Raw genomic sequence first — 26,245 nt, forward strand, 5'->3', positions numbered from 1 at the left:
ACCTCTTTCACCACAAAATACGAACACGTGTATCCATACGCATCATTATAACACTTGTCCAGCTTTTGCGGGTGGCAAACTCACACATTTTTGTAACACAAAAAAGAAGGCATGACTGCCCTCTTTTCCATCAAGTATTTGCCCTTTATTTTGCATACCATCTAACCATTATTTTTGATATTCCGTGCGGACTTATCAACTACACTCAAACAACTCGCGTACGATTTTTGCCTTCATCCTTTGCCCGGTACAACGCCTGTTGTGCGTCAAAAGCTTTATTGATCGGCAAGGCTTATTCGCTAATCGTTTTACGTATTAATCCACTGATCCAGCAGCCGGAATGTCTCCGAAGCCGTGAACACGGTGATGTCTTGTTCTTCGGGTGTATGAATGGACTGTTGTAATAGTTGTATAAACTCGCTCCATCTGGTGCGCGTCTCCACTCCGTATGCGTTGAAATATTGTAGTCCATGATCTGCTTCTATAGGCAAAAATTGCGACAAACGTTTGGTCATAATCTGACCCCCATTGGTCGAACCTTCGATAACGTACAGATATCCGAAAAGTCCTTCAGGTGTGGAAATATCGGGTAAATTGTTGTCGTTGCACCGTGGAATTTGCTTGATTTGCTCCTCACTTGCGCCAAGATTCATTAGATCCTGCTCTAATAAACCAGCCTTTCCTCTTATACCGATATCCAATCCTGTTTCTGCCCAAAAAGGCAGCGTTACCGCTTGATCCTCCAGCGGTTTCAGGAAACCGTAGAATTTCTCCAAATACGCTCTATATTGTTCAATCGTTATAGTCGAATCCATAATCGCTTTTGCATACGGGTTCTGCTCTACTTGTCTATGGTAATGTGCTGTCTCAGTCTTCAAACGTTCCATAATATTTAAGGACGTCATGTAGTTGTCCCCTTTCGTATAGTGACGTAAATCCAGTAGCAGAGTAATGTCCAAATCTATATTAATTATAGAAAATTAAATTGATTCAAAAAGACTCTATGTAAGTATACTTTTTCTCGTACTAGAAAACTACATGAATTCAATGGCTTATCAGGTAAGTGTACGCCTTCGTTGTTAGGGTAACTTAGGGGCATTCGCTCATTTTATTGAAGGTTTGTATTTGTTCTGTACTCGTTGTTAGCTTCGGCATGAGTTAGTCATTCATAAGCCATCATCACTGCCGAAAAAGACCCATCATTTTCAGGGTAAAGAAGTATCGTCTGTATAGCTGGTTTTTAGTATTAAAGATGATACACTAACACTATATCCTTATTTTGGAGGAATGAATCTGATGAAAATGAAAGATATGACGGAACCAAAGGAACTTACGGTGCAAGAGATCATGCTCCACCTCACAGAGGGGATCACTTTGCCGGACAATACTGTGGATCAACTGATCACGGGTTCACCGGATCAAGTTGTATCAGGAATAGTTGTTGCTTTTATGCCCACACAACATGTCATTGAACAAGCTATTCAGCTAGGAGCCAATCTGATTATCGCCCATGAATCCCCGTTTTATAATCATCACAGCGCTACTGATTGGCTGAAGAACGACTCCGTTTATACGTATAAAAGAAACTTAATTGATCAAGCAGGCATTGCCATCTTTCGCTGTCATGATATTATTCACTGTTTCGAGCCGGATGGCATTACCGATGGACTCATCCAGGAACTCGGGTGGACTACTTACCTGAGCCAGCGCACAACTGAATCGGATCTCGTAACATTTACAGAGGGGATTACAGTGCATGCAATTGCCCAGCAATTGAAGAATTGTTTAGGGATCGACTATGTTCGCATTGCGGGTAATCCTGAAATCGTTTGCAGACGCGCTGCGGTTCTGGTCGGCTTTCGCGGAAACGGACACGTCACAATCCCCCTGTTTCAGAACGAACAAGTGGATTTGATTATCGCAGGCGAGGGGTTTGAATGGGAAACGCCAGAGTATATTCGTGATGCTGTGCAGCAAGGTAAATCGAAGGCGCTCATTATGGTTGGACATGCCGAAAGTGAGGCACCCGGAATGAGAATTTTGGCAGAAAGTCTGGATAAGTCTATCCCAGGGGTCAAAGTTACTTTTGTGAAGGAAGAGCCTGTGTTTAAGGTGTTATAGGTTTTTACTGCTAACGATCATCAGAGAACTTATTTCTTCGATTTTGCCGCAGAACCAAGGTTTTGAACCCATTTTCGGTAGAATAGCATCCCTGGTGATCGTTACCCCACATATGAATGTTATCCCTTCTGCCTTCGTGCCTGTTTGCTCATTTGCTTCAATCTCCCCTATTCGCATCTGTCACCTAACCGCACCTTTCTTGCGGCACCTCCTCAACTAACTCATTTTTTTTCAGCTGTTGCATCCTCATAATTCTCACCCTTCCTGGATTTTACCAAGGCTTTAGTGTACGCTAAATGCTGTAAATTTCAGGCTCAGGACATTTGTCCTTGGCGAGTGTAACTCATTTATCATTTAATAGAGGTCAAAGACATGTATTGAAGGAGCGTACGAAGAAAGATGAGAGGAATTATTTTTGCCCTTCTGGGCGGAGCCTGCATTACGCTGCAAGGGGTTGCTAACACCCGAATCAGTACAGATATGGGCACATGGCAAGCCGCCACGATTACCCAATTGACGGGATTTATACTCGCGGCGATCATTCTGATGTTTACGCGTGACGCCAATCTTCAGGGAATTAAACAAGTTAAACCGATGTATCTTGCCGGAGGCGCATTTGGTGCCGTTATTATATTCAGCGAGGTCACCGCGATTCAGCAGATGGGTGTGACCTTTACGATCTCGGCTCTGCTGATTGCACAATTGTTTCTGACCTTTTTAATCGACAGTAACGGTTGGTTTGGCGTGATCAAACAAAAAATGAAGCTGCCACAATTTTTGGGCATTGCTCTAATGATCGCCGGTGTCATCATTATGAAGCTGTAACCTGTACTGACTATATGGCACATAAGCTAAGATAGACACCTAGATATAATAGCTTTTCCCAAAATCCGAATGAACGCAGAGGTGTGAACCGCATGGAAGAGATTCAACATCCGCAGCAAATGATGCAATATTTGAAGCAGTATCAATTGGAGGCGGTTTTTCACGAGCACCTGCGTGCACATATGACCTTATGTCATTTTGAAACATGTGAGCTGATCTGCCGTGAAGGCGAGGCTTCCGAATACTTATATGTACTGGTTGAGGGGAAAATTAAAATTTTCACCACCTCTCCGCAAGACAAAACACTGGTGCTCTGTTTCAAAACCCCGCTTGAAGTCGTCGGTGACATCGAATATGTGCGTGAAAGTAACATCGTGAACACCGTTCAGGCGGTGTCCCCTGTTGTGATGCTGCGTATTCATTATCGGTGGCTCACTGAGCTTGCCAGTGATTACGCACCTTTATTACAATTTTTGCTAAAAATCATCTCGCACAAGTTTTACATAGATTCAAACTTTTCCAATTTTAATCTGATGTATCCGGTGGAGATTCGTTTAGCCAGTTATTTGCTTTCCATCTCGACCGATGAAGGCAACACTGTATTACACGAGGAACTTGACGCCTTCAACCTGACGGATATCGCCAACCTGATCGGCACCAGTTATCGCCATTTGAATCGGGTTATCCAGAAGTTATGTGCGGACGGTTATATTGAACGGCATCAGGGATTAATCCGAATCAAAAATCGGGCAGGCCTGCGGAACATCGCCGGGCATAACATTTATGAATAAGGAGTTAGGATACGCATGATCATCACAGGTATTTTGCTTGCACTGCTGGCCGGTTCACTGGTCAGTCTGCAAACGATATTTAATAGTAAAGTCAATGAACGCACTGGTTCATGGTCTACTACAACACTGGTGCTGTTTACTGGATTTATCGCTTCTTTTCTGATTTCTTTACTTGTTGAAGGTAAAAATACATTTAGCTTTCAGCATATGCAATCATGGTACTGGCTGAGCGGTGTAATTGGCGTTGGGGTAGTCTTCTGTCTCGTTCAAGGCATGAAGTTGCTCGGTCCAACCTATGCGATTTCCATCGTGTTAACCTCTCAGTTAAGCTTTGCTTTACTTTTTGATGCTATGGGCTGGCTCGGCCTGGAGAAAATTCCGTTCTCATGGAATCAACTCATTGGTGTACTTGTTATTGTAGGTGGCATTGTACTATTCAAGTTTGGCGGACTACACAAAGAAACATCCGATTCATCGGATAAGTCAGCTCACCCTGTAGCAAGCAAGTCTTAAATATAGCGAAAAAGAGTGTCTCCCAATCGGACTGGATTGGATAGACACTCTTTTTCAATTCATACATTGTAGAGCATAAATAAATAAGTTAAGTATATTGCTCGAAAAAATGGGTAACCCAATCAAAATATCTGAAGGAGTTAATCGCAGTCGCTTGCCCGCTCACACAAACTCCACGTTATGATACACCTGCTGCACATCTTCTAGGTCTTCAAGCGCATCGATCAACTTCTCGAACTGAACTTGGGCATCCGCAGGCAGTTCAATGTGGTTTTGCGCAAGCATCGTTAGCTCGGCTACTGTGAACTCAGTAACACCCGCAGCTTTGAATGCTTCTTGTACCGCGTGGAATTGATCCGGTTCTGCGTTTACGATCTATAGTTTGTTACGCTCACTTTTTGTATGGAATTTAATACGTTTATCACACCCAATTATGAATGATTTTACCATCATAGTTAGTATGTATATCCATCTTTATTATTTAAACGATTGTTTGAGAGTTGGGATTAAATGACAAAAGTGAAACAAAAGTGGACAAATTAAAAACTAAACTTAGATACTACTAAAGCATTTCCATACAAAATCTTCAATTTAATGTACTTAGTTTTCATCGTAATTCTTAATTAAATTTGTTTCTTGTTAAAACATCCTTTTTCATCCATCCAAAAGAAACATCATTATCATTCAATTTGAATTTGATTAAAATCCAGTCTTTGTCGACCTTCAACACTGCTATTTTTCTTATTCCAGTAATCTGGTTCACTACTTGTTCTGAGTTAGGATCTTTGTACACATCAGGGTTGTTACAATTTACCCAATAGGTTAAATCTTCAGCAATAGTCACTTGATTAGTAGTATAATTGATACTTTTTCATTAATTAATAAGGACCCATCAGCATCAAGCTTGATGAATAGATATTGTTCTAATGCCTCTTTCAATTTTAATATTTCCTTTTCCAGTCTACGAACACGATCAAATCCAAAGAATAATTCCACTATCGGTGTAACATTGTTGCCTGTCATTGGTTTGACAATTTCGTTAAATACTTATAAAAAAACACCAGTCTTTTTTTCATAACGACTGGTGTTCTTATAGTTTGTTTAATTCATATACGATCCGTTCTCCAGTACCAAAACTTTGATCCTTGAGCGATGATAAACCGCTCTAGCCATGTTTCAAAGTTGCTATGAAAATCGCCAGAGTACTCTACAGGATTTGAACTTTCGCAAAGCAGTAAATATTCTTGATTCTGAGTGCTCCAGCGGTCTAAGTCAATTAAAATACGATCTTCTAAGATGTTCGCTATGACAATTCTCCTATCTGAAGCTTCATTATAATACATGACATCTTGTACGGAATATAAAAAGTTTTCCCCACCATATTCAAGATGTTCAAATAAGGACGCTCCGTTGCTTTCGCGTAAGAAACTTATGTAATCTGAAGGTAGTGAAGTTGAAAAATAATTGGTAAGCTCTTTAATTTTATCTTCAGTAGCACTTGGTTTAAATTTGTTAATAACAGTAATTTTCCCAGAATATGTAATTATATCAATTCGCCCATCATTCTGAATAGACATTTCTCTGAATGCTTTGATTACTGACATTTCATCACTCCTTCTTAAAAAACTGGCTTTATAGGTATTGTCCCTATAAAGCCAGTTTATCATATTAATACCCTACGAACCAAGGACTTACAATTGATTCATGGACTCTTGCTGGAATAGGGATAATATTACCAAATGCATTAGTGCCACCAAGATTACGTGGCCTTACATGGTGTGTATGTGTAACATTTCCGCTCCAGTTCCATCCGTTATTTGGAAATTTTTCGCTATATTCTTTAATATATTTATAACGATCATCAGAAGTCCAAGGAACTGAAGTTGTTCTTGCCCAATCTGCTCTTGCTGGCTCTTCCATAGTTCTGTTAGAGTAAGGATCATAGTGGAAAGGATAAACAGCAGCGTGTTTGTTGGTTAGAATTTGTCTTGTTTGTGCGCTATCTGTCCCCATGACGACACCAAGAATATTTTTTATGGTTAATTTAGCTTCACCAAAATAAAATCCTGTTTGGGATAACTTCTTCGTGCAAGTAACCGTTTTACCTTCCTTAACATTTAAGATGCCTTGTATTATTGCAGTACATGCCCCAACACTTGTTCCAGTTGTTCCACGCTGGATGCCCCGATAGAGAGTGTAGGTTAAATCAATCCTATTTGGCTTTGAACCTATAAATCCATTGATGCGAAATAAGAGATCAGCTTCTGATGCACCTTCGATTGGAGTCAGCAAGACACCATATACTACACCACCTTGAGCCATAGGGGTTACTCGATTAAGTGATTCAATGGTTTCGTTTGGCTCAAGCATACGAGTGGACTGTGCTCCTGTAACTTTGTCATAGCTCAATAAGTATTGAACCTCTTCAATCTCATTCGGATTTTCACTTTGGACATTATTGACAACGGCTGGTTCCACAAAAGAAATTTCATTATTCCCCTGTACGTCTAACACTACAACTTCATTGTTTAAATCCTGTTCAGCATTAACGGATAAAGGCAGTAACGTTGCAACTAGTGTTGCAGTGAGAAAACTTAATAGATAATTTTTGAACTTTTTCATATTATTATGGCTCCTTCATTCAATTTACATTGATGACTAACAATGAAAGCGTTTTTCCACCTCCTATTTACATAATATTGTATATTTTACCATATAATAAAATATAAAGATATAGATATTCTATTTTACTTTATATCTCAACAAAACGAAGACGTGCTTTATATATCTGTCAATACATATAATCCTTGAATACTCAACTTGGAAAATATAGTAAAATAGAAAAAATATACTTACATTACAGTTAATAAATAAAAATCTTTCAATTATATACTTGTTTTTTGTTTATTTCAAATCAAGCCTTCAGAACTTATACGTATGGTTGAAATGGAATATGAATCTAATAATTAACATAAAACAGAGCCGCAGGATAACCTCAGCTCTGTTTTATGTTTGGAGAATAGTCATGTTACCTTTAAGATCGATCTGTTGGTGTGCCCCGTACTCCAGACAGCTCAGACATCACATGAAAAGTTGTAACTATCCCCCCACTCAAATGAAATCTAGATTTCATTTGGTAACCACAAATAAAGCATTAACGCGGAAAACCGACAAGTAATTAGCCTAATCTACTGACAGGTATACGCCTTAATACTTATAAGTAAAATGCTAAGATTATCCTTAAATTAGTTAAACGTAGTTTCAAAAGACTTTGCGATCTATTGTACACTGAAAGTATAATTTCAAATGGAAATCTATTCGTTCTATTCAATTACAAGAAATGAACCTTTCATCGACAAGTTTAAGCATCTTACATATTTTTTAATTTTCATTCGACCTGGATGTCTTGGGCGCTTTGCAACAGTCAATATGTTATTGTGTTTTTTTGATTTCAATATGTAAACAGACTTTAACATCTTGTTCTTCTTTATACATTCATAGACAAAACTTACTTCCCCATTGTGAGCAGCCGCTGCTATTCCTTTAGGGACATTTCCCCAAGCAAAAACAATATAATTTGAATTTGAAATTGCCTCATCAATGCTCGTTTTATTTCTTTTAGAACTCTGCTCTCTCTCATTATCGCTAATTTCACTTAAAAGGTTACTCAATTTCGTTGAGTTAGGTTCATATAAGCAGTATAAATTCACTATAATTACCTTTCCAATTTTTTTTGCAAATTTTCAGCTTCAAGGCAGAGTACTTTATTAACTGTTGTGTCCGCATCAGTCTTATCCGCTTTACTTGGATTCATCATGATATAAGTCATTATATTTTCATGATTTTTATTTATAGTCACAGTCAAGCTATATCTGGCATCAATTTGATTTGCAAAAGACTCAAATTCGCAATCGACGTTAGTAACAAACTTTGGATATTTCATAAAACACCTTCTTATTTTTAATGTTATTTTAAATTTTTGAAATTACTCTAGATTATCACTGTAAATAACAAAGGAGAGCTCTTATGAAAGAAATTTCAGTTAGTTTCTTACTTTGGACTGTAACTCTGATAATCCCTTCATATATTCCAAGAAATATTCTTGAAAATCAGGCTCTAACTGATTAAATAACGTGATAACTTCTTCAATAAGCTTATTGCTAGATTTTCCTTTTGATATCATTTCACCTTCACCTGATAACAGCCACTTTTCATCAACAGAGTAACGCTCACATATATGTTTTATAAGAGGTTCTTTGGGCTGAACACGATTGTATTCTAAATTGCTTATTACATCTCTACTCACACCTAACTTTTCACCAAAAGTACTTTGCGATAGACCAAAGTATTTTCGAATAGCTTTTATTCTGTTATGCAAAGTTTCATCCCACCTTTTTTTATTTTGAGACTTCATATGATGAATCAACATCACAACACAAAAAAATGTAGTCAACACAATAAAATCACATAAAATATGTTTACAACTCATGTATTTAGATATATACAGTGTTAACAACACGATTTTGTCTCGAAACTAAGCTTTACTCACTACTAGGGGGAACTAATACATGAAAACCATTGAAACTCTTAACCACAACAACTCAGTATCAGCATATGCTTATGAAGGCTCAACACGCTCGATATAACAAGGTGAAAAAACTGTTGTTGGTCGTTTACTTATCATTACTTTTGATGAAAAAGACATACTACCACTTCTACAGGAGGATGTGAGACTCGCTACTGGTAAAGATATCAACTGGTGGGCGGAGGTTAGTGATGAGATACCCAAAGACAAATATGTAATCTGCCAAGACGGAATATACATATGGAAAGAACTTCGTGAGTGGGATGGAGAAGATTTCGATGTAGTAGATATGAGGTTTGAGAAGATTAGCTAACCATAGAGCGTTGGTGCTTTAATAGTTCTTGAACTTTTAGAGCTAAGCGAGAGCTACCCACTTACTACTTTTCTGTTTAGTAAGTTTTTCTTTTTATCTGTTTTTATGTTTATACTTAGCAATAACGAGTCAAATTTCACTTCATTTTGAGATTTCATTTTCAGAATCCAGTTAAATTTGACTCATTTTTCAGTATTATTACACAAAATGATGTCAAATCTGACTCAGTTTTGTCGTATTCTTTCTTTTACCACATACTCTGATACAATCAAATTGTTGTTCCATAGTGATAACACAACATCCATTTGGGAGTTATGTGACATCTGTTCACCATTCATAACCGTTTTTCCATAACCCAAGCTTATTAACTTCCAAATCAAGCTTTTCTATCCATATTCGAACTGCTTTAACAGCATAGTTCTTGTTCTTCTGTGACCCGCTTCTCTCAGTGTATCTACCACTAACAATGTTATGAACCAGCCCCTCTTCACACAAACCAAGAAAAGCATTTTTGGGGCAACCTTTTCGCTGCGCCCATGTTCCCTCGGTGTTGATTTCTTTTATTTCAACAACTGAAAATTCATTACATAAGTAATTTAGAAATGCCCTATTGTTGTTACGATATCCTTTTATAGTGCGAATACTGTAGTTCTTGATCTCCAAATCAAAAAGAACTCTTTGTAAACATCTTCAAACAACATAAAAAACTCACTCCTCATATGGATATTTCCCATACAAAAAGTGAGTTAAATACAATACAAATTAGGAAAACGTACATCATCACAAGGATCACTTGGAGTTAGCATGTATACCCTCGCTGAGTGACAAAATGGATGATTCCAGAACATTTTCAAATCCTTAACTGGGTTAGAAAGACTCTAAACCGCCACTATCACCGCAGTCGCTTGCCCGCTCACACAAACTCCACGTTATGATACACCTGTTGCACATCTTCCAGGTCTTCAAGCGCATCGATCAACTTCTCGAACTGAACTTGGGCATCCGCAGGCAGTTCAATGTGGTTTTGCGCCAGCATCGTCAGCTCGGCTACCGTGAACTCAGTAACACCCGCAGCTTTGAATGCTTCTTGTACCGCGTGGAATTGATCCGGTTCTGCGTATACGATAACCGCTTCATCTTCATCTACAATATCACGTACGTCTACATCCGCTTCCAGCATAATCTCCAGCACTTCATCAGCATTTTTGCCTTCAACGCCGATCACTGCTGTAGGATCAAACATGTAAGCCACGGAACCACTCACACCCATGTTGCCCCCGTTTTTGTTAAACGCCGAGCGCACTTCAGGCGCTGTCCGGTTTACATTATTCGTGAGCGCATCCACGATAACCATTGCCCCGTTTGGTCCGAAGCCTTCGTAACGTAGCTCTTCATAGTTCTCATCGCCGCTACCTTTTGCTTTTTCCATTGCACGGTCAATGATCGCTTTAGGTACATTATACGTTTTGGCACGTTCCAGAACGACCTTGAGGGCACGGTTCGCTTCTGGGTCTGGTTCGCCCTTCTTAGCTGCTACATAGATCTCAACGCCGAATTTGGCGTAGACCCGACTTGTGTTTGCGTCTTTTGAAGCTTTCTTTTCCTTAATATTATTCCACTTACGACCCATATCGTTTCCGCTCACTTTCAACATGTAATCTGCTTTCTACTTTGTCATTATATCTTGTTGCGTCTAGTTCAACAAGTTCATCGCCTCAATCTGATCTGCACCCAAGAAACAAAAAGCACTCCGTCAAGGAATGCTTCTTGGATAAGCCGCAAGTTAAGCGTGGAACTGTCTTCCGTCCAACACTTCAGGTACATAACCCGCACGGATCACGAAATCTCCGAAATGTTCGCCCTCATTGCGCTCTTTGGCATATTGATTAATCATCGGTGTCAGTATATCCAGAATCTCATTTTCTCCGATATTTTCGCGATAAAGTTTGTTCAGACGATGGCCTGTAAAGCTGCCGCCAAGATAGAAATTATACTTGCCTGGTGCTTTGCCGATAAAAGCAATCTCTGCCAACATCGGTCTCGCGCACCCATTCGGACAACCTGTCATACGAATGACAATCTCCTCATCCCTCAGACCCGCTTCATCCAGCACAGGCTCGAGTTTATCAATTAAGGATGGCAGATAACGCTCGGATTCAGCCATAGCAAGACCACAGGTGGGGAGTGCAACACAAGCCATGGAACTTCTGCGGAGTGCTGAATAATGAGCACCTTCCGTCAGATTATATTGCTGCATTAACGATTCTATCTTTTTCTTTTTCTGACTGCTGATGTTACCGATAATCAGATTTTGGTTTGCCGTCAGACGGAAATCTCCAGTGTGTACTTTAGCAATTTCACGTAACCCCGTCATGAGCGGATAACCATCTACATCTTTTACACGTCCATTCTGAATAAACAGCGTGTAGTGCCATTTGCCATTACTGCCCTTCACCCAGCCATAACGATCTCCATTATGGTCAAAATGATATGGCCGCGCTGCTTCCAGACTCCAGCCAAGACGGCTCGTTAACTCATCAACAAACCATTCCAACCCGCGATCATCAATTGTATATTTGAAACGTGCATGTTTACGAACCGCACGATCTCCGTAGTCACGCTGAATCATAACCGTCTTCTCTGCAACATCAATCATCTGCTCCGGCGTGCAGAAGCCAATGACCTTGGACACCTGAGGGTACGTCTTCGAATCCCCGTGAGACATCCCCATACCTCCACCAACAGACACGTTGAAACCTTGCAATTTACCGTTCTCTACAATCGCAATTAAACCGAGATCCTGTGAAAATACATCTACATCGTTGGATGGAGGTACCGCGATACCAATTTTGAACTTACGTGGCAAGTACACCTTGCCATAGATCGGTTCTACTTCTTCATCCGAATCTTGGGAGTCAATCACTTTCTCCCCATCAAGCCACAGCTCATGATAAGCACGAGTGCGTGGGTCCAGATGATTACTCACCTGACATGCCCACTCATACACTTCAGCATGAACATCAGACTGATTCGGATTCGGGTTGCACATCACGTTACGGTTAACGTCTCCACATGCAGCCAGGGTACTGAGCAAAGAGTCGTTGACCTCACGAATCGTATTTTTAAGGTCCCATTTCAATACCCCGTGCAGTTGAAACGATTGGCGAGTGGTCAGACGGATCGTCTGATTCGCATATTTATGAGCAACACGATCCATCATCAGCCACTGCTCCGGCGTTACGATACCACCGGAAGCACGAACGCGCAGCATGAACTGGTATGCAGGCTCCAGCTTGGATTTGTTGCGCTCGTTGCGCAGATCACGGTCATCCTGCATGTAGCTACCATGATGTTTCATCAGACGGTTGTCGTCTTCAGGAATCGCGCCAGTAATGCGGTCAGCCAGTGTCTCCGTGAGACTTCCGCGCAAATAATTGCTCTTGATCTTTATATCTTCCACATCGCTGTTGGTACGCTGCGGATTAAGTAAGTTATTATAAGCCATGCCGCTTTCTCCTCTCGTCTCTGCGGAATATAACCCTTCGGCTCAGCCTCAGATTAATACACATCCCGCTGATAACGTTTCTCCTGTTGCAACCGTGTCATGTATTCCGCAGCCTGCTCAGGCGACAAGCCGCCTTCCTGCTGTAGAATGGTAATCAGCGCCGCATGAACATCATGAGCCATTTTTTTCTCATCACCACAGATGTAGACGCTCCCTCCCTCCTGGAGCCATTGGTACAATTCCTTACTATGTTCCAGCATACGGTGCTGTACATATACTTTCTGTGCCGTATCACGGGAGAAGGCAACATCCATCTTGGTAAGCACTCCATCTCTGAGCCAACGCTGCCACTCGGTCTGGTAAAGGAAGTCTGTAGAGAAATGCTGATCCCCATAGAAGAGCCATGTTTTGCCTTCGGCACCCGTTTCTTCCCGTTCGCCAAGGAAAGATCGGAATGGGGCCACCCCTGTCCCAGGTCCAACCATAATGATTGGTGTGTCCGGGTTTTCAGGTAATTTGAAGTTTGGATTATGCTGAATATATACCGGCAAGGTATCACCTGCCTCGATTCGTTCAGCGAGATGTACCGAGCATACGCCGTAACGTTCTCTTCCACGTGATTCATACCTTACAGTGCGAACCGTCAGATGAACCTCGTCCGGGAAGGACTTTGAGCTGCTCGCAATGGAGTACAGGCGCGCCGGTATTTTACGAAGAACCGCCAGAAATTGTCCGGCTGGAATACCTTTCAGCGCATAATCCTGAACCACATCGAGCAGATCACAGGTGTTCATGACTTTACGGAATTCGGAGTCATTGGCTAGCAGTGCCGCTAACTCGCTTTCTGGACTCAGCTTGGCAAGTTGCTCCGCCACCGGCTTGGTTACAGATGTAATTTCATAATGACGCAGTAATGCTTCATGGACAGATACCTGATCTCCGTTCTTGTTCACCGTAACACGTTCGTCTGCATTCCACCCCATAGCTGCAATCAATTCATCTACGAGACGCGGGTGATTCTCCGGGAAAACACCGAGACTGTCGCCCGGCTCATAATCCAGATTGGAGCCTTCCAAGGACAGCTCAATATGGCGTGTCTCACGATCCGATCCTCGGCCATTCAGGTTAAGATTTTCAAGTACCTCTGCCTTGAACGGATTCGTGCGATTAAATTCAGATTCACCACTGCTTACCGCAGCTGTAATCGCTTCGCTAGTTACCGTACCGGCAACTGCTGGTGTGCTGCTGAGCGAAGCAATTACATCATTCATCCACGCTGCTGCTGGCTCATCAAAATCAACATCACAGTCCACGCGTGGAACCAGCGTTGTGCCGCCCAGTTCCTGCAGTCGTTTGTCAAAATCTTTGCCAGTTTGGCAAAAGAATTCATAAGAGGTATCTCCCAGTGCCAGTACGGAATAACGAAGTCCGTCCAGCTTTGGAGCACGTTTGCTATTTAAAAATTCATGAAACGGAATCGCATTATCCGGCGGTTCGCCTTCTCCATGTGTGCTGACTACAATCAGGAGATTTTCAATTTTCTTCAGTCCGTTCGGTTTGAAATCACCCATGGATGACAATGTCACCTGAAGTCCTTGCTCTTCCAGCTTCTTCCCGAGTTTTTTCGACAGTCCTATTGAATTTCCTGTCTGCGAACCGTAAAGTACCGTAACCTCACGGGAAAGGGCTGGAGCACTAATCGGTGCAGCTGTCGTACTTGGTTCAGCTTGCCCAACCAGATTTATCTGTGATGTTGCCGCACCGGCTTGAAAAGCTGCAATATATCCACCAAGCCAAAGTCTTTGTCCGTCCGTCAATGTAGGAATAAGTCGATTGAGCAATTCTACTTGCTCTTGATTAAAAGGACTATTTGTCACTTGAAGTTCCACCATCTGCCACCTCACGCATTGCTTCAATTTTAATTCCTACTAAAATGATCATATTAATTTCTTCTCTCTAGAACCTAACACACCGGGTGTTGAGGGTCAATTTCAATGATTTTATACCATTTATCAGTTTCTCTGATAAAGGAACAAAACGTGCGAATCTCCTGTTTGTAAATACGTTAGCAAAAATCAACAAAATTCAGCAAAAAAGCTTGCTCCAACCTGAATCTCAGGTTAAAGCAAGCTTTCTTCTATTTTATGAAATACACGAATAACTAGGAAGACAGCAGTATGAACGATAAGCTTTCATATGAAAAAGAACAGACGAATGATTCATCACTTTTTCCAGACAAGCTTGCTCATCATTGCATAAATCAGCGCGGCGGATTCGGCCCGGCTGGCTTTAGCTGCAGGCTTCACTTCTCCATGATAACCACCTACGATGCGTAGTTTCGCAAGTACAGCCACACTATCTCTTGCATATGAGCTGATTTTACCTGCGTCTTTGAAACCAGCAAGATCCATTTCAGAAGCTTGCTGTACTTCATCATCCATGAGGCCTCCCGCAGCGAGTGCCCTCACCGTTAAGGTCATCATCTCCTGACGAGTTATCGTTGATTCAGGCAAAAAATGCCCATCTCCGGTTCCATCCGTAATGCCAAGCGATCGGGCTATGTTAACGGCCTCATAATAGGAAGATTGTTCATCCACATCCTTAAATGGGTCAACGGGTGCAGCATTTAGTCCCAGCGAAGCTACAAGCCACTGTATATAATGCCCGCGTGTCATCTCCTGTTTTGGATGTAATTGCTTGGTATCTTCAATCTCTGCCACATCCACCACGCCCCGGATCGCGAGTGCTTCCATCGCTTTCTGCGCCCACGGTACATCACCAAGATCAGTAAAACGATCTTCCATAGATACGACAGCATATGGATCCGTTAAAGATGGCGATTTTGCAGAAAATAGAAGCTCACCGTGTTCCTTGTCGTAATAACTTTGCGCCAGGGGAGTAATCTCCCCACTTGGCCTGATCTGCACGCCCACGACTTTCTCTGCCATGATATCTTTTGAGGCAACATACGGTAATTGTACTGAAATCCGGCTAACAGGTATGAAGGTTTGACCATTCAGGCTGAATTCAAGCTGAACACCGTGTGCTGCACCTAAACGATCTGCCGTATCTTGTGGAAGCTGTGTGCGAGTTATACGTACGGCTGTTGTACCTTCTTTGGCTCCATCCGTAACGAGCGAGTTAACAGGAAGTTCAACGGTTCCAAACGGCGACACGATACGGAACACATCGGAAGACTTCTGCTTCAGCAACGAAGAAACTGGCAACGTAAGTTCATAAGCAGTCGCCTCTGGAACGGATTTCAACCGAAATTCAACCAGACGTTGATCTTTCTCCGTAATTGGTGCAGCTTTCACTGCAGCTTCAACCACGGAAGCGTCTGCCTTGGACTGTGCATTCCCCTTGGAATCTGACGAAGTCTGCAGTTCCACAACAGCGCGGTCCTTTTCCGTTTGAGGTTGAGCCGAAGACTGCGATGGTTCTGTTCCTGAGTTACTATTGCTGTTGCCTGCTTGACCTCCGCTGCTGCCTGAGTTTGAACCATTTCCGTTATTCCCGCCTGAGCTGTTCCCTGGCTCTCCGCCGGAATTACCACCTGGATCAGGTGTTTCAACAGGCTTTACAATCATGATCCAGCTGATCATCGGATCCTGCGATGCCGTATTACGCACCGTGAGATCCAGCTTACCATTGGACACTTCTATACTTTTATGAGCTCGAACACTCGCAGGTGTAAACGTGACTGCACCGGTATTTGTACCGTTAATAAGGAAATCTGCCCGGCGTGAAGTATTTGTCCACGGATCATTGAATCCCGCATAGACGTCATATTTACCGTTCAGCACATCAAAGCTATAGGTCAGATCCTTGCCTTTGGGAGAGTTGCTGACATTACCGCCATTCAGATAGCGCACCGTCGAGAATATATCTCCACCGTTCGAACCGGAAGCTAATGCATCGGCACTGACATATCCCCATGAATGTCCTTCGCCCGGAGCATACATCTGATCTACAATTCCCGGATGCAAAAGCGTGTCTTTCATATAATTACTCATCAGCTTGTAATCTGACGTCTCATAACCTCCGCCGTTCACAAAATATAACGTATTTTCGGGAATGACATATACACGAACCACCTGTGTTTTATTGTTAAATTCCGGTGTCGTGATCTGTAACGTAAGAGGCCCTGGCTTGGCAAAATCTTCTTTTGTCATCGCCCGATGATTAATCGTCCACACGGCTGGCGTTGACACCAGATTACTACCATCACGCACCTTCACTGTGGACGGCAGGACTGGTATCTCTCCAAGCTTCACGGTTTCTGGCAAATTGTCTGCGATATCTACCTTACCCATCGAATCAAGTAAACCAGGTGTCCAACTGTTATACCACTTGATGGAAATGTCTGAACCTATGCCAAACTCAATTGGCAAAAATACATACTTGGCTCCATCATTCGCAAAGTTTCCTCCGTTCCAGGTGTCTCCCACATAAATAAACTTGCCCTTTTCCGGGTCAACCGGGATGACTGAAGTCGTCTGTGTGCCAAATGCCTTTCCAGGATCAGGATCACTCGGCAACGTGCGCACAAACGGATTCGTCATCGCCGACCAAGGTCCAAAGATATGATCTGCAACCGTGACTTTATTTTCGTTGGGAGCCCAGCCCGAAGCACCTGAGGTTAATATATAATACTTCCCTTGGTACTTGAACATCGCTGGTGCCTCTCGTTGTCCACCCGGGAATACCCGGACATAGTCTACACCGTATTCGGCCTGATACGTCGTATCCCGAACCGGATTGCCTTTATCATCTTTGCGCCCTTCCTTATGCCAGCCTGTGACGTCACTGTAATCCTCAGTCAGTTTGGAGATGTACAATGTCAGATTTTCCTCACTGGAATAAATGAGATAACCGGTGCCATCATCATCTTTGAACAACGTCATATCACGAGCCATACCCCGATCATTCGGGAAGTAATCTTTCTCCCCTTCAGGGGCCAAATCCATGCGGTAACTTTTCTGATATACAAAAGGTCCTGTCGGGGAGTCACTGATGGCATATCCAGCCTTTGCTTTACCGTAATTCGCATTGTCGTTATAGGGATCTTTATCTCCGTCCATATGTGCCCACATCACATATTTCTTCGTTTTATCATTGTAAATCACCTTCGGGCGCTCGATGATCCGTCCTTTGCGAATATCTGCCCAGATGTCCACACGATCCTCGCGTCCAGCATACAATTGTTTAATGAGCGGGTTCGTATCAAAATCATCCATCGATTGCAGCATCGTTAGTGCCATGCCTTCATCCGTCCAGTTCAACAGATCTTTGGAGGCGTACACACGCACCCCCACAGCGGGCCAGCCGCCCGTATGGTACTCTCCGTACCAATAATACTTTTCTGTCTTTTCATCGTAAAAGAACCCCGCGCCATGGGCATCAATCGGCTTCCCGTTCTGATCCGGCCATAACTGGCCTGGCGTAAAACTGGTGCGAACCGTGGATACACCCAGCGGTGCAGACACAGGTGTAACCTTCCCATCTACTTTGGCTTGGATTGTGTAGAAGTAACCGGTGCCCATCGTTAAACCTTCATCATTCAACGTAGTTGCACTCCCTGTATAGACTGGCTGGTATGTGCCCGCAGCACTCGTTGCCCTCGATACGGTGTAAGAAACGTCAGATGCATCTGATCCAGGCGGTGCATTCCACTGCAAAGAGACCGACGTAGCCGTTACAGCAGCAATGGTAAATCCTGAAGGAGAGTCTGTTGCATACGTTTGGGATTCTATCTCACGATAAGCCGATTCGCCAGCAGCATTATACGCGGTCACACGATAAATGTAGCCTTTGCCAGCCTCTAGCCCCTGATCGGTGAACGTTAATGCCTTACCGTCGTATACCTGTTCATATAACGGTGTTCCTTGCTCGGCGCGAACGATACGATAACCACTTGCCTTATTCACAGCACTCCAGGTCAATTGGATGCCTGTCGCTGACAATGCAGATGCCTTGAGATCACCGGGAGACTGCGGAGCCTCAGCAGCCGTTTTAACTTCAAGTGGAGAAGACCACTGCGACTCGGTTAACCCTCCATAGTCATAAGCAAGTCTGTAGTAATAAGGCGTGTCCGAGCTTAACCCTTCGTCGACATAACTTGTTGATGTCACCTGATTTACAAGGGAGTAGCCGCCATCCTGCGTGTTCGAGCGATACAAACGATATCCTGATGCCCCTTCAATCTCAGACCAATGTAATGAAACTGATGATGCCGTCTCTCTATCACTTGTCAGCACCGTTTCGTTCACTCGTGGTGGCTCCGCAATCATTACATCATCAATATGTACGGTCTGCCACTTGTTTCGAATGCCAACTGTGCCTGTTGTAATCGACGTATCGTTCAGATCAAAGACCACACGATCCATTCCATTTTCGACAATGTAACCGCGTATTGAGGTGCCTGAAAGCACCACTTTAAGTGTGTACCACGTATTTTTACTGAACGTATAATCTACTGACTTGAGCGTGGTATCTGTACCGTTTACTTTTTTGCTAAAAACCAGTTTATTACTGGGCTCATGCATTTGAAAATAGTAGTAGTTGTTCTTGTCTTGGAACCGTGGCAAAATGCCGGGAAAACCCTCACGTGCTCCAGTATAAAAACGCATCGACACCGTCTTATCCGCTATGGAATCTCCAGTCATAATGAAGCCTTCATCGGTACCGTTTTGAAAAAGAACCTGGTTAGATGCATACTGGGGATCTGATGTTACTTGCCAGTTGCCAGAGATGACCTGCCATTCAGGTGAAGAGGTATAGTCTCCATCGGAAAAATCGTCTTGTACCCACAATCCAGGAATAAGAGGTTCATCTGCATGAACCTTGTTCGGGTACATCAAAGGCCCTGAAGATAATACCATTGCTGCAGATAACATAATTACAATCGGTTTTCTGAGTTTATCCAATATCGATTCGCTCCTTTGCATTAGAAAACACAAGCTGATGAAACCGGTTTCATTCAAGCGCAAAAAAAAGACCCGTTTCCTCTGCCAAGTGCAATATCGAACGTTACAAAGCAGTAACGTATCTTTCTTGCCATGCCATAAAACAGGTTTCCCCAGCCCTATTATGTAACCGCTTTCTAAAACTAGAATATCGTTTGCATTTCCTACTGTCAACCATCCTTTTGTCCTATTTCCGCCTTCCCGCTGATATGACAAAAAACGCGCATTCCACCCGCAGTATGCAAGTAAAATACGCGTCTTCACCTTTATCACGAATCGGGCTATTCTTACCGTTTGTTCAAAACAGCCTGCCCTTTTAGAATACTTTTGTCGTCCAGGATTCACAGTTCCATGTATCTGTCACGACATCACGGTAAAATTCCGGTTCATGCGAGATTAGCAAAATGCTGCCTTTGTACGCTTGAAGCGCACGTTTCAACTCTTCCTTCGCATCCACGTCCAAGTGGTTCGTCGGCTCATCGAGCACCAGCAGGTTGGTTTCATTGTTGATCAGCTTGCAGAGACGTACTTTCGCTTTCTCTCCACCGCTGAGAACTGCGACCTTGCTCTCAATGTGTTTGGTTGTCAGTCCGCATTTGGCAAGTGCGGCACGCACTTCAAACTGAGTGTAGGAAGGGAACTCCTGCCAGATCTCTTCGATACACGTGTTATAGTTGGCTTCCTTCATTTCTTGCTGGAAGTATCCAATTTCCAAGTGCTCTCCCCGCTGGACAGTACCTTCCAGAGGCTGAATTTCACCCAAGATGCTGCGCATCAGTGTTGTTTTACCAATACCGTTCGCACCTACCAGAGCAATTTTCTGTCCACGCTCCATACGAAGATCAAGCGGTCTGGACAATGGTTCGTTATATCCAATAACCAGGCCTTTCGTTTCAAAAATAAGCTTGCCAGACGTTCTTGCATCACGGAAGTTGAACTGTGGTTTCGGTTTGTCCTTAGCGAGTTCAATCACGTCCATCTTGTCGAGCTTTTTCTGTCTGGACATCGCCATGTTACGTGTTGCCACGCTGGCTTTGTTACGTGCTACAAAGTCTTTCAGATCGGCAATCTCTTGCTGCTGACGCTTGTACGCCGACTCCAGTTGCTGCTTCTTCATCTCGTAGACTTCCTGGAAGTGGTTGTAATCGCCCACATAACGAGTCAGATCCTGATTTTCCATGTGGTAAATAAGGTTGATTACGCTGTTCAGGAACGGAATATCATGCGAGATGAGAATAAATGCATTCTCATATTCCTGCAGATAACGTTTCAGCCATTCAATATGCTGTTCGTCCAGATAGTTTGTCGGCTCATCGAGTAGCAGAATATCCGGTTTTTCCAGCAACAGTTTGGCTAACAGCACTTTGGTCCGTTGTCCCCCGCTCAGGTCGTTAACGTCTTTGTCCAGACCGATATCGGTCAAACCCAGACCACGCGCGGTTTCGTCCACTTTGGCATCGATCATGTAAAAGTCCTGGTTCGTCAGTGTATCCTGAATTGTACCTACATCCTCCAATAACTGCTCCAGTTCCTCAGGTGTAACGTCACCCATCTTGCCGTACATCTCGTTCATTTCCTGTTCCATGTCAAACAGGTACTGGAATGCACTGCGCAGCACATCGCGAATCGACTGTCCTTTGCTCAGCACCGCATGTTGGTCTAGATAACCTACACGCATACGCTTTGACCATTCCACTTTGCCCTCATCCGGCTGAAGTTTACCTGTAATGATATTCATGAAGGTTGATTTACCTTCTCCATTCGCCCCGATCAGCCCAATGTGCTCACCCTTAAGCAGGCGGAATGAAACGTTGTTAAAGATAGCACGGTCACCAAAACCGTGACTTAATTTTTCTACATTTAATATGCTCATTCATGACACCTTTTCTATATAGACTTAATTCTTTGTATATTATAAGCGTTATCTCCCGCACAACTCAACGCCCTATTTAAAAATTGGTCCTAAAATGATGTTCCATTTGCCTTATCCCAGCGTATGCGGTAAAATTTTGCCTTAAACGAACTACAACCATATTATAGAACGGAGCTCTCAGCGAGAGCATCAGGTGAATGTCATGATTGAAGTAAAACAGTCCAGATTGGGTGAAGGCGGCGAGTTTAATCGCGGGGTATTTGCTACAGTGGATATCGCCAAAGGTCAATTGATCCATCAGGCACCCGTTGTGCCTTATCCAAATGAAGATCACGAACATATTGAAAAAACGATTCTCGAAGATTACGTCTTCGAATATGGAGCTAATCATACCGCGATTCTGCTTGGATACGGCAGTCTGATTAATCACTCCTACGAACCGAACGCCACGTATGATATTAACTTCGAAAATCACACCTTTGATTTCTACGCCTATAAAGACATCAAAGCTGGCGAGGAAATCCTCATTAACTATAACGGTGAGGAAGACAATATGGACCCGCTATGGTTCCTGGATGATTACGAAGAACGCATGCGTGAAATGCAGGACAAGGAAGAACAAGAGGTTGAGCCCACTCAGGAAATCGAAAAGAAGTGACCCAACCAACATCTAGGCAAAAGTTTTTCTAAAAAGTAATACGCCAACTGTACACACTCATTCAGACATCGTATGAACGAACCGGAGCATTCATTGAATTCAACACGAATTGAGTGCAACACGATCAAGCAATTATAAAAAGCAGGTTTCCTGTAGAGGATACCTGCTTCTTTTGATCTATAGATATTTTGAATGCAATAGGATCTATTGTTCAGCCTGCGACTCATATCCTTCTTTCATTTTATATGCACGGCTTCCCTCTAAGGAGTGTATTCCAGTAAATCTCACGCGTTTAATCGTTAATTGGTGGATTGGTATGCAAGTCTTCGTCTGGTGCTGTGTAGGCCCATCTTGTAAAAGCAACCTCAAACCCTGCCCGTTTGGGCGAGCAAAGGAACGGCCCTGCCTGCTTGTCCGCAGGGTAAGCAAATCTGGCTACCCGGATGGTGCGCCATGGATGTTCGTCTGTACGCGCACGAATGACAACGGATTCCTGATGGTATGATGCACGAATAGTAACGACTCGACCACCCCACTCAGGCACGGGTGACAGCGACCAATCCGAGAATTGATCTGTGACAACAGCACCCACATGTACAATACCATCGTTGACTTCCACCCCGGCTTTAATCCACTGATGCTCTCCGTGCCACAACATGAGTCCCGCCTGATCATATAATTCTGTAAAGGAACTTAGATCAAACGAAACTTCAACAGCCTCCACACCATCCCACGGTGCAAGCAATGCATGTCCATTCCGATGGCAGAAGCCATAGAATGTCTCTTCCCAAAAATCACTGCCCTCCTGCGCCTGTACAATCAATCTCTCCCCGTCATGTTGAGTATGAGCAGGCTCGGTTGTCCATTTGCCTTCGTTAATCTGAACAAAGTTCGATGACATCGTCAATTTCATCCTTTCTTCAATAATGAATTTATATTTCGTTTATTTCCTATTCGACATCTCCTGTAAATTTACCTCGTGTGATTTATTTTTCGACAAGGTGGTATAATGGCATAAGGAGCACAGTGAATCTTTTTTCATTTAGAACGATGTTATATAATAAGGAGTGCAATGACCATGCATATTCAAATTACAGATCTGGCAGCAAAACGTTTAACCGAAAGCCTGAATGACCAGCCCGGATATTTCAAAGTATTTTATGACATGGAAGGCTGCGGATGTAATGGCGTTGTTGTTATGCTAATTGTGGATGAACCAGCTGCACTGGATGAGCAGATTGAAACGAATCTGGTGCCATTTTATGTCGATCCCAAACACCAGCTTAATCTGGAATCCAGTATGAAACTGAATGCACAAGAAAACTATCCTGCCTTTACGCTCAGCAGTGACTCTGGTGTAATCAGCAGTAATCTTCGCCTTCGTGATGCACGCGCTGCCGCTGTGGGGACCCCTGCTGCTGTTAATGCATGTACGCTGTGATGAACAGCAGGTAAGTAGAAAAACTTCATACTTGACTCGATTTCTAACGATCATGAGGAACCTTATTTCGCCCAAAATCGATGGATTGGAAATCTAACGATCACCAGTAACGTTATTTGTTCAAAAAACAGCCTATGAGGCAGAAAAACGGACTATTTTCCCAAAATAAGCTCTCTGGTGATCGTTACAATTCCAAAACTCGAAAAAAGCGGCAAATAACGTCTCTGATGATCGTTAGATTTTTTTGGATATGTCCGTACTACTGTTTTCACCACTCACACTCGCTGCCCATTCATCATCATCTTCTCTGTCTATTATCCCGAACTAAACTCTGCTCTCCAGTTTCTTATTCTCACTTTCCAACTCACTCTGATCCTCACTTTATTCCTCACTTCTACTTCTACTTCTACTTCTACTTCTGTGTTCTATTTCTACTACTAGTTATACTTCTATTTCATCTTCTTTCACATCTACACTTTTTTCGCTCCTGTCGCCTCCCCTTTGAACAGCACATCGTGATAAAAAAATAGATTCTAGCAAACTTTGTTTACAAGTCGGAAACATTTGGAGAACCTCTGGATATAATCCTCCAGTATACTTGGTTTATAGATTAATATATTTCAAGGAGGAACTCCCATCATGTCATCATTTACTCGCAAATCCATCATATCGACACTTCTAATTGGCTCAGTACTTGCAGGCACGGCTTTTACTACACTTCCAATCAACCAAATGTTTAATCCGTCTGCTTCAGCCGCAAGCTCCAGCTTTTCCCAATTCTTGCATGAGAACGCGCCAAGCCGCACCATTACGACCAGTAGCAAAGGTATTGCCACCGTGACGAATCTTTCTAGCACCGTTGTGCTTGTGAATAAAAAAAGAAACCTGCCATCCACCTATGAACCGAAGGATCTGGTTGTTCCTAATATTCCATTCAGCTTCTCCGGCTCCAGTCCGAAAAAACAAATGCGCAAAGTCGCTGCAACGGCCATTGAGAAATTATTTGCTGCAGCCAAAAAAGACGGTATCGATATCAAAGCCGTTTCCGGTTATCGTTCTTACGCCACACAAAAATCAATCTTTGACCGCAATGTCAGCGTTAAAGGCGAAGCTGTCGCCAACAAAACTAGCGCCCGCCCAGGACAGAGCGAGCATCAAACTGGATTAGCCATGGATATTTCCAGCGCTTCCGCAGGTTATGATCTGCAACAAAGTTTTGGCAACACCAAAGAAGGCAAGTGGCTCAAAGCCAATGCCCACAAATACGGTTTTATCATCCGTTACGGCAAGGATCAAGAGAAACTGACCGGGTACTCTTATGAACCGTGGCATATCCGTTATGTCGGAGTTTATATTGCTGGCGAGATTACTAGCCAAAAACTTACACTTGAACAATATCTGGGACAGACGAAATAAACCCAGAGAACGGGGCAAAGGTGCCCCTTCTCCCATTAGAGTGTAGGCTCTAGAAACCAAACTTTAAAACGGTTCAAACTCCGACAATACGCCTGAACAACGGTGGTAACCGTTTCACGCCTTCCGTTCCCGCCCATGTGCTTGCACCTGCCAGCAAATCATTATGGCACAGATACAGGGCTACATTGTACACCAGATAACCCAGTATGAGCTCCACCACCACAAACTTTTTAAGGGTAGAGGATTTGACGACATACACCCGGAACTCATGGTGGTGCAGCCGTGCTGATTTTAATCTGTGGATAATCGATATCATGACTCACCTCTGCTGTTTTCTATTAGCGTATGGCGAGTACATCTTGTCTTATTCAAAAATAATACTTACATAAAGTAATTAAGTGTGTTATATTCACTTTAAAAGCAAGCAAATTATACATAAGCGAGGTAAACAACATGAGCGAATTGAACGAATTAATTAAAAACCGCAGATCAGCTGTTATTTTCGAAGAAGGAATTGCAATTTCGGAATCGGAACTACAGGAAATATTTGCTTTGAACAAATTCGCACCATCCGCATTTAACCTGCAACACACTCACTATCTTGTATTGACCCATGAAGCTCAGAAAGAAAAAGTCTATGAGGCTTCTCAGCAATATAAAGTGAAAACAGCTTCTGCGGTCATCGTGGTATTAGGTGATGTTAACGCTCATCATCATATTCGTACGATTAACGAAGGACTACTTAATCTGGGGGCACTGACGCAGTTTCAATACGAACAGGAATCCCAAAGTGTTATTGAATTTTATGAAACTCGTGGCAGATTCTTTCAACGTGAGGATGCAATCCGTAATGCCAGCTTGTCAGCGATGCAATTCATGCTGATCGCTCAGGATCGCGGCTGGGACACTTGTCCGATGATTGGCTTTGATGCCGAGGAACTGCAGCAGAGCCTCGGCATTCCAGATCACTACGTACCTGCAATGATGATCACGATTGGCAAAAAGAACGAATCTAAACAGCGCCCTCGTGGATATCGCAAGCCGATCCATGAATATGTCAGCTTTAATAAAATGAACGCTGAATAAACATAATCCGCATCTACATCAACTCATTAACTATCAATTAGACTATACGGCAACATGATAATTATTCTATCAGCTATAATTTATCCGGTTTATCTTTTGATTTAAGACTTATCATGCAATATTTCTCCATAGCCATCTTTTCTGTAAAAA

Annotated in this window: 24 protein-coding genes and 1 pseudogene; 9 read left to right on the forward strand and 16 right to left on the reverse strand. The window is 42.9% G+C overall.

What is annotated here, in order from left to right; genetic code table 11:
• Window positions 1–308 precede the first annotated feature (308 nt).
• Window positions 309–905 (reverse strand): biliverdin-producing heme oxygenase, encoded by a 597-nt coding sequence (locus tag ACR8BL_RS03685; protein ID WP_434751365.1) that lies wholly within the window; start codon window positions 903–905, stop codon window positions 309–311.
• A gap of 391 nt (window positions 906–1,296) precedes the next feature.
• On the opposite strand from ACR8BL_RS03685, the gene ACR8BL_RS03690 reads away from it, so the two are divergent.
• The 4 genes from ACR8BL_RS03690 (at window position 1,297) to ACR8BL_RS03705 (ending at window position 4,250) form a co-directional block, all read left to right on the forward strand.
• On the forward strand, window positions 1,297–2,121 hold the full coding sequence (locus ACR8BL_RS03690; RefSeq protein ID WP_434751366.1) for a Nif3-like dinuclear metal center hexameric protein: 825 nt from the start codon (window positions 1,297–1,299) through the stop codon (window positions 2,119–2,121).
• 399 nt (window positions 2,122–2,520) lie between these two features.
• Window positions 2,521–2,946, forward strand: coding sequence for a DMT family transporter (locus ACR8BL_RS03695; RefSeq protein ID WP_434751367.1), 426 nt, complete (start codon window positions 2,521–2,523; stop codon window positions 2,944–2,946).
• A 92-nt stretch (window positions 2,947–3,038) separates the two neighbouring features.
• Window positions 3,039–3,737 (forward strand): Crp/Fnr family transcriptional regulator, encoded by a 699-nt coding sequence (locus ACR8BL_RS03700; protein WP_434751368.1) that lies wholly within the window; start codon window positions 3,039–3,041, stop codon window positions 3,735–3,737.
• Window positions 3,738–3,755: 18 nt separating this feature from the next.
• Window positions 3,756–4,250 (forward strand): DMT family transporter, encoded by a 495-nt coding sequence (locus tag ACR8BL_RS03705; RefSeq protein ID WP_434753001.1) that lies wholly within the window; start codon window positions 3,756–3,758, stop codon window positions 4,248–4,250.
• Window positions 4,251–4,412: 162 nt separating this feature from the next.
• On the opposite strand, the pseudogene ACR8BL_RS03710 reads toward ACR8BL_RS03705, so the two are convergent.
• From ACR8BL_RS03710 to ACR8BL_RS03735, 6 genes and pseudogenes are all read right to left on the reverse strand, one after another.
• Window positions 4,413–4,625, reverse strand: a pseudogene (locus ACR8BL_RS03710) (YebC/PmpR family DNA-binding transcriptional regulator); the annotation flags it as partial.
• A 731-nt stretch (window positions 4,626–5,356) separates the two neighbouring features.
• Window positions 5,357–5,854: an SMI1/KNR4 family protein gene (locus ACR8BL_RS03715; RefSeq protein ID WP_434751370.1), complete on the reverse strand. Its 498-nt coding sequence runs from the start codon at window positions 5,852–5,854 to the stop codon at window positions 5,357–5,359.
• A gap of 64 nt (window positions 5,855–5,918) precedes the next feature.
• Window positions 5,919–6,872: a hypothetical protein gene (locus tag ACR8BL_RS03720; protein WP_434751371.1), complete on the reverse strand. Its 954-nt coding sequence runs from the start codon at window positions 6,870–6,872 to the stop codon at window positions 5,919–5,921.
• Between the two features lie 701 nt (window positions 6,873–7,573).
• The gene (locus ACR8BL_RS03725; protein WP_434756556.1) at window positions 7,574–7,921 is read right to left on the reverse strand and encodes a hypothetical protein; all 348 of its coding nucleotides are present in this window, start codon (window positions 7,919–7,921) and stop codon (window positions 7,574–7,576) included.
• 44 nt (window positions 7,922–7,965) lie between these two features.
• Window positions 7,966–8,193 carry a DUF1643 domain-containing protein gene (locus tag ACR8BL_RS03730; RefSeq protein WP_434751373.1) on the reverse strand — a complete coding sequence of 76 codons (228 nt, stop codon included), beginning with the start codon at window positions 8,191–8,193 and terminating at the stop codon, window positions 7,966–7,968.
• Window positions 8,194–8,292: 99 nt separating this feature from the next.
• Entirely contained in the window at window positions 8,293–8,739 is a 447-nt protein-coding gene (locus ACR8BL_RS03735; protein ID WP_434751374.1) for a helix-turn-helix domain-containing protein, read from the reverse strand.
• Between the two features lie 238 nt (window positions 8,740–8,977).
• Between ACR8BL_RS03735 and ACR8BL_RS03740 the strand changes: the two genes are divergently transcribed.
• On the forward strand, window positions 8,978–9,148 hold the full coding sequence (locus ACR8BL_RS03740) for a hypothetical protein (RefSeq protein WP_434751375.1): 171 nt from the start codon (window positions 8,978–8,980) through the stop codon (window positions 9,146–9,148).
• 224 nt (window positions 9,149–9,372) lie between these two features.
• On the opposite strand, the gene ACR8BL_RS03745 is transcribed toward ACR8BL_RS03740, so the two are convergent.
• From ACR8BL_RS03745 to ACR8BL_RS03775, 7 genes are all read right to left on the reverse strand, one after another.
• On the reverse strand, window positions 9,373–9,486 hold the full coding sequence (locus tag ACR8BL_RS03745) for a DUF6979 family protein (protein ID WP_434751376.1): 114 nt from the start codon (window positions 9,484–9,486) through the stop codon (window positions 9,373–9,375).
• The gene (locus ACR8BL_RS03750; RefSeq protein WP_434751377.1) at window positions 9,476–9,811 is read right to left on the reverse strand and encodes a DUF6979 family protein; all 336 of its coding nucleotides are present in this window, start codon (window positions 9,809–9,811) and stop codon (window positions 9,476–9,478) included. Before ACR8BL_RS03750 ends, ACR8BL_RS03745 begins: the two co-directional genes overlap by 11 nt.
• 250 nt (window positions 9,812–10,061) lie before the next feature.
• Window positions 10,062–10,778 carry a YebC/PmpR family DNA-binding transcriptional regulator gene (locus tag ACR8BL_RS03755; RefSeq protein ID WP_434753002.1) on the reverse strand — a complete coding sequence of 239 codons (717 nt, stop codon included), beginning with the start codon at window positions 10,776–10,778 and terminating at the stop codon, window positions 10,062–10,064.
• Between the two features lie 153 nt (window positions 10,779–10,931).
• The gene (gene cysI / locus ACR8BL_RS03760; protein ID WP_434751378.1) at window positions 10,932–12,653 is read right to left on the reverse strand and encodes an assimilatory sulfite reductase (NADPH) hemoprotein subunit; all 1,722 of its coding nucleotides are present in this window, start codon (window positions 12,651–12,653) and stop codon (window positions 10,932–10,934) included.
• Window positions 12,654–12,706: 53 nt separating this feature from the next.
• Window positions 12,707–14,542, reverse strand: coding sequence for an assimilatory sulfite reductase (NADPH) flavoprotein subunit (locus ACR8BL_RS03765; protein WP_434753003.1), 1,836 nt, complete (start codon window positions 14,540–14,542; stop codon window positions 12,707–12,709).
• A 333-nt stretch (window positions 14,543–14,875) separates the two neighbouring features.
• Window positions 14,876–19,582 carry an S-layer homology domain-containing protein gene (locus tag ACR8BL_RS03770; RefSeq protein ID WP_434751379.1) on the reverse strand — a complete coding sequence of 1,569 codons (4,707 nt, stop codon included), beginning with the start codon at window positions 19,580–19,582 and terminating at the stop codon, window positions 14,876–14,878.
• A 355-nt stretch (window positions 19,583–19,937) separates the two neighbouring features.
• Complete coding sequence (locus ACR8BL_RS03775) at window positions 19,938–21,494, reverse strand: ABC-F family ATP-binding cassette domain-containing protein (RefSeq protein ID WP_434751380.1); 1,557 nt, start codon at window positions 21,492–21,494, stop codon at window positions 19,938–19,940.
• A gap of 202 nt (window positions 21,495–21,696) precedes the next feature.
• On the opposite strand from ACR8BL_RS03775, the gene ACR8BL_RS03780 reads away from it, so the two are divergent.
• Complete coding sequence (locus ACR8BL_RS03780) at window positions 21,697–22,152, forward strand: SET domain-containing protein (RefSeq protein WP_434751381.1); 456 nt, start codon at window positions 21,697–21,699, stop codon at window positions 22,150–22,152.
• Between the two features lie 292 nt (window positions 22,153–22,444).
• Here ACR8BL_RS03780 and ACR8BL_RS03785 read toward each other — a convergent pair whose 3' ends face one another.
• Window positions 22,445–23,053: a DUF1349 domain-containing protein gene (locus ACR8BL_RS03785; protein ID WP_434751382.1), complete on the reverse strand. Its 609-nt coding sequence runs from the start codon at window positions 23,051–23,053 to the stop codon at window positions 22,445–22,447.
• A 177-nt stretch (window positions 23,054–23,230) separates the two neighbouring features.
• Between ACR8BL_RS03785 and ACR8BL_RS03790 the strand changes: the two genes are divergently transcribed.
• Both ACR8BL_RS03790 and ACR8BL_RS03795 read left to right on the forward strand, forming a co-directional pair.
• Entirely contained in the window at window positions 23,231–23,593 is a 363-nt protein-coding gene (locus tag ACR8BL_RS03790; protein WP_434751383.1) for an iron-sulfur cluster biosynthesis family protein, read from the forward strand.
• Between the two features lie 639 nt (window positions 23,594–24,232).
• Window positions 24,233–25,009, forward strand: a complete 777-nt coding sequence (locus tag ACR8BL_RS03795; protein ID WP_434751384.1) for a M15 family metallopeptidase — start codon at window positions 24,233–24,235, stop codon at window positions 25,007–25,009.
• A 73-nt stretch (window positions 25,010–25,082) separates the two neighbouring features.
• Here the strand turns inward: ACR8BL_RS03795 and ACR8BL_RS03800 are convergent, their stop codons facing one another.
• Window positions 25,083–25,325: a hypothetical protein gene (locus ACR8BL_RS03800; protein ID WP_434751385.1), complete on the reverse strand. Its 243-nt coding sequence runs from the start codon at window positions 25,323–25,325 to the stop codon at window positions 25,083–25,085.
• A gap of 137 nt (window positions 25,326–25,462) precedes the next feature.
• On the opposite strand from ACR8BL_RS03800, the gene ACR8BL_RS03805 reads away from it, so the two are divergent.
• Complete coding sequence (locus ACR8BL_RS03805; protein ID WP_434751386.1) at window positions 25,463–26,095, forward strand: nitroreductase family protein; 633 nt, start codon at window positions 25,463–25,465, stop codon at window positions 26,093–26,095.
• Window positions 26,096–26,245 lie beyond the last annotated feature (150 nt).

It is taken from the genome of Paenibacillus amylolyticus (assembly GCF_051136285.1).
GTDB lineage: Bacteria > Bacillota > Bacilli > Paenibacillales > Paenibacillaceae > Paenibacillus > Paenibacillus amylolyticus_F.

Bases quoted from the DNA above. Each gene is read 5' to 3' on its own strand.
- ACR8BL_RS03685 (WP_434751365.1), bottom strand. From the start codon at position 905: ATGACGTCCTTAAATATTATGGAACGTTTGAAGACTGAGACAGCACAT.
- ACR8BL_RS03690 (WP_434751366.1), top strand. From the start codon at position 1,297: ATGAAAATGAAAGATATGACGGAACCAAAGGAACTTACGGTGCAAGAG.
- ACR8BL_RS03695 (WP_434751367.1), top strand. From the start codon at position 2,521: ATGAGAGGAATTATTTTTGCCCTTCTGGGCGGAGCCTGCATTACGCTG.
- ACR8BL_RS03700 (WP_434751368.1), top strand. From the start codon at position 3,039: ATGGAAGAGATTCAACATCCGCAGCAAATGATGCAATATTTGAAGCAG.
- ACR8BL_RS03715 (WP_434751370.1), bottom strand. From the start codon at position 5,854: ATGTCAGTAATCAAAGCATTCAGAGAAATGTCTATTCAGAATGATGGG.
- ACR8BL_RS03720 (WP_434751371.1), bottom strand. From the start codon at position 6,872: ATGAAAAAGTTCAAAAATTATCTATTAAGTTTTCTCACTGCAACACTA.
- ACR8BL_RS03730 (WP_434751373.1), bottom strand. From the start codon at position 8,193: ATGAAATATCCAAAGTTTGTTACTAACGTCGATTGCGAATTTGAGTCT.
- ACR8BL_RS03735 (WP_434751374.1), bottom strand. From the start codon at position 8,739: ATGAGTTGTAAACATATTTTATGTGATTTTATTGTGTTGACTACATTT.
- ACR8BL_RS03745 (WP_434751376.1), bottom strand. From the start codon at position 9,486: ATGAATGGTGAACAGATGTCACATAACTCCCAAATGGATGTTGTGTTA.
- ACR8BL_RS03755 (WP_434753002.1), bottom strand. From the start codon at position 10,778: ATGGGTCGTAAGTGGAATAATATTAAGGAAAAGAAAGCTTCAAAAGAC.
- cysI (WP_434751378.1), bottom strand. From the start codon at position 12,653: ATGGCTTATAATAACTTACTTAATCCGCAGCGTACCAACAGCGATGTG.
- ACR8BL_RS03775 (WP_434751380.1), bottom strand. From the start codon at position 21,494: ATGAGCATATTAAATGTAGAAAAATTAAGTCACGGTTTTGGTGACCGT.
- ACR8BL_RS03780 (WP_434751381.1), top strand. From the start codon at position 21,697: ATGATTGAAGTAAAACAGTCCAGATTGGGTGAAGGCGGCGAGTTTAAT.
- ACR8BL_RS03785 (WP_434751382.1), bottom strand. From the start codon at position 23,053: ATGTCATCGAACTTTGTTCAGATTAACGAAGGCAAATGGACAACCGAG.
- ACR8BL_RS03790 (WP_434751383.1), top strand. From the start codon at position 23,231: ATGCATATTCAAATTACAGATCTGGCAGCAAAACGTTTAACCGAAAGC.
- ACR8BL_RS03795 (WP_434751384.1), top strand. From the start codon at position 24,233: ATGTCATCATTTACTCGCAAATCCATCATATCGACACTTCTAATTGGC.
- ACR8BL_RS03800 (WP_434751385.1), bottom strand. From the start codon at position 25,325: ATGATATCGATTATCCACAGATTAAAATCAGCACGGCTGCACCACCAT.
- ACR8BL_RS03805 (WP_434751386.1), top strand. From the start codon at position 25,463: ATGAGCGAATTGAACGAATTAATTAAAAACCGCAGATCAGCTGTTATT.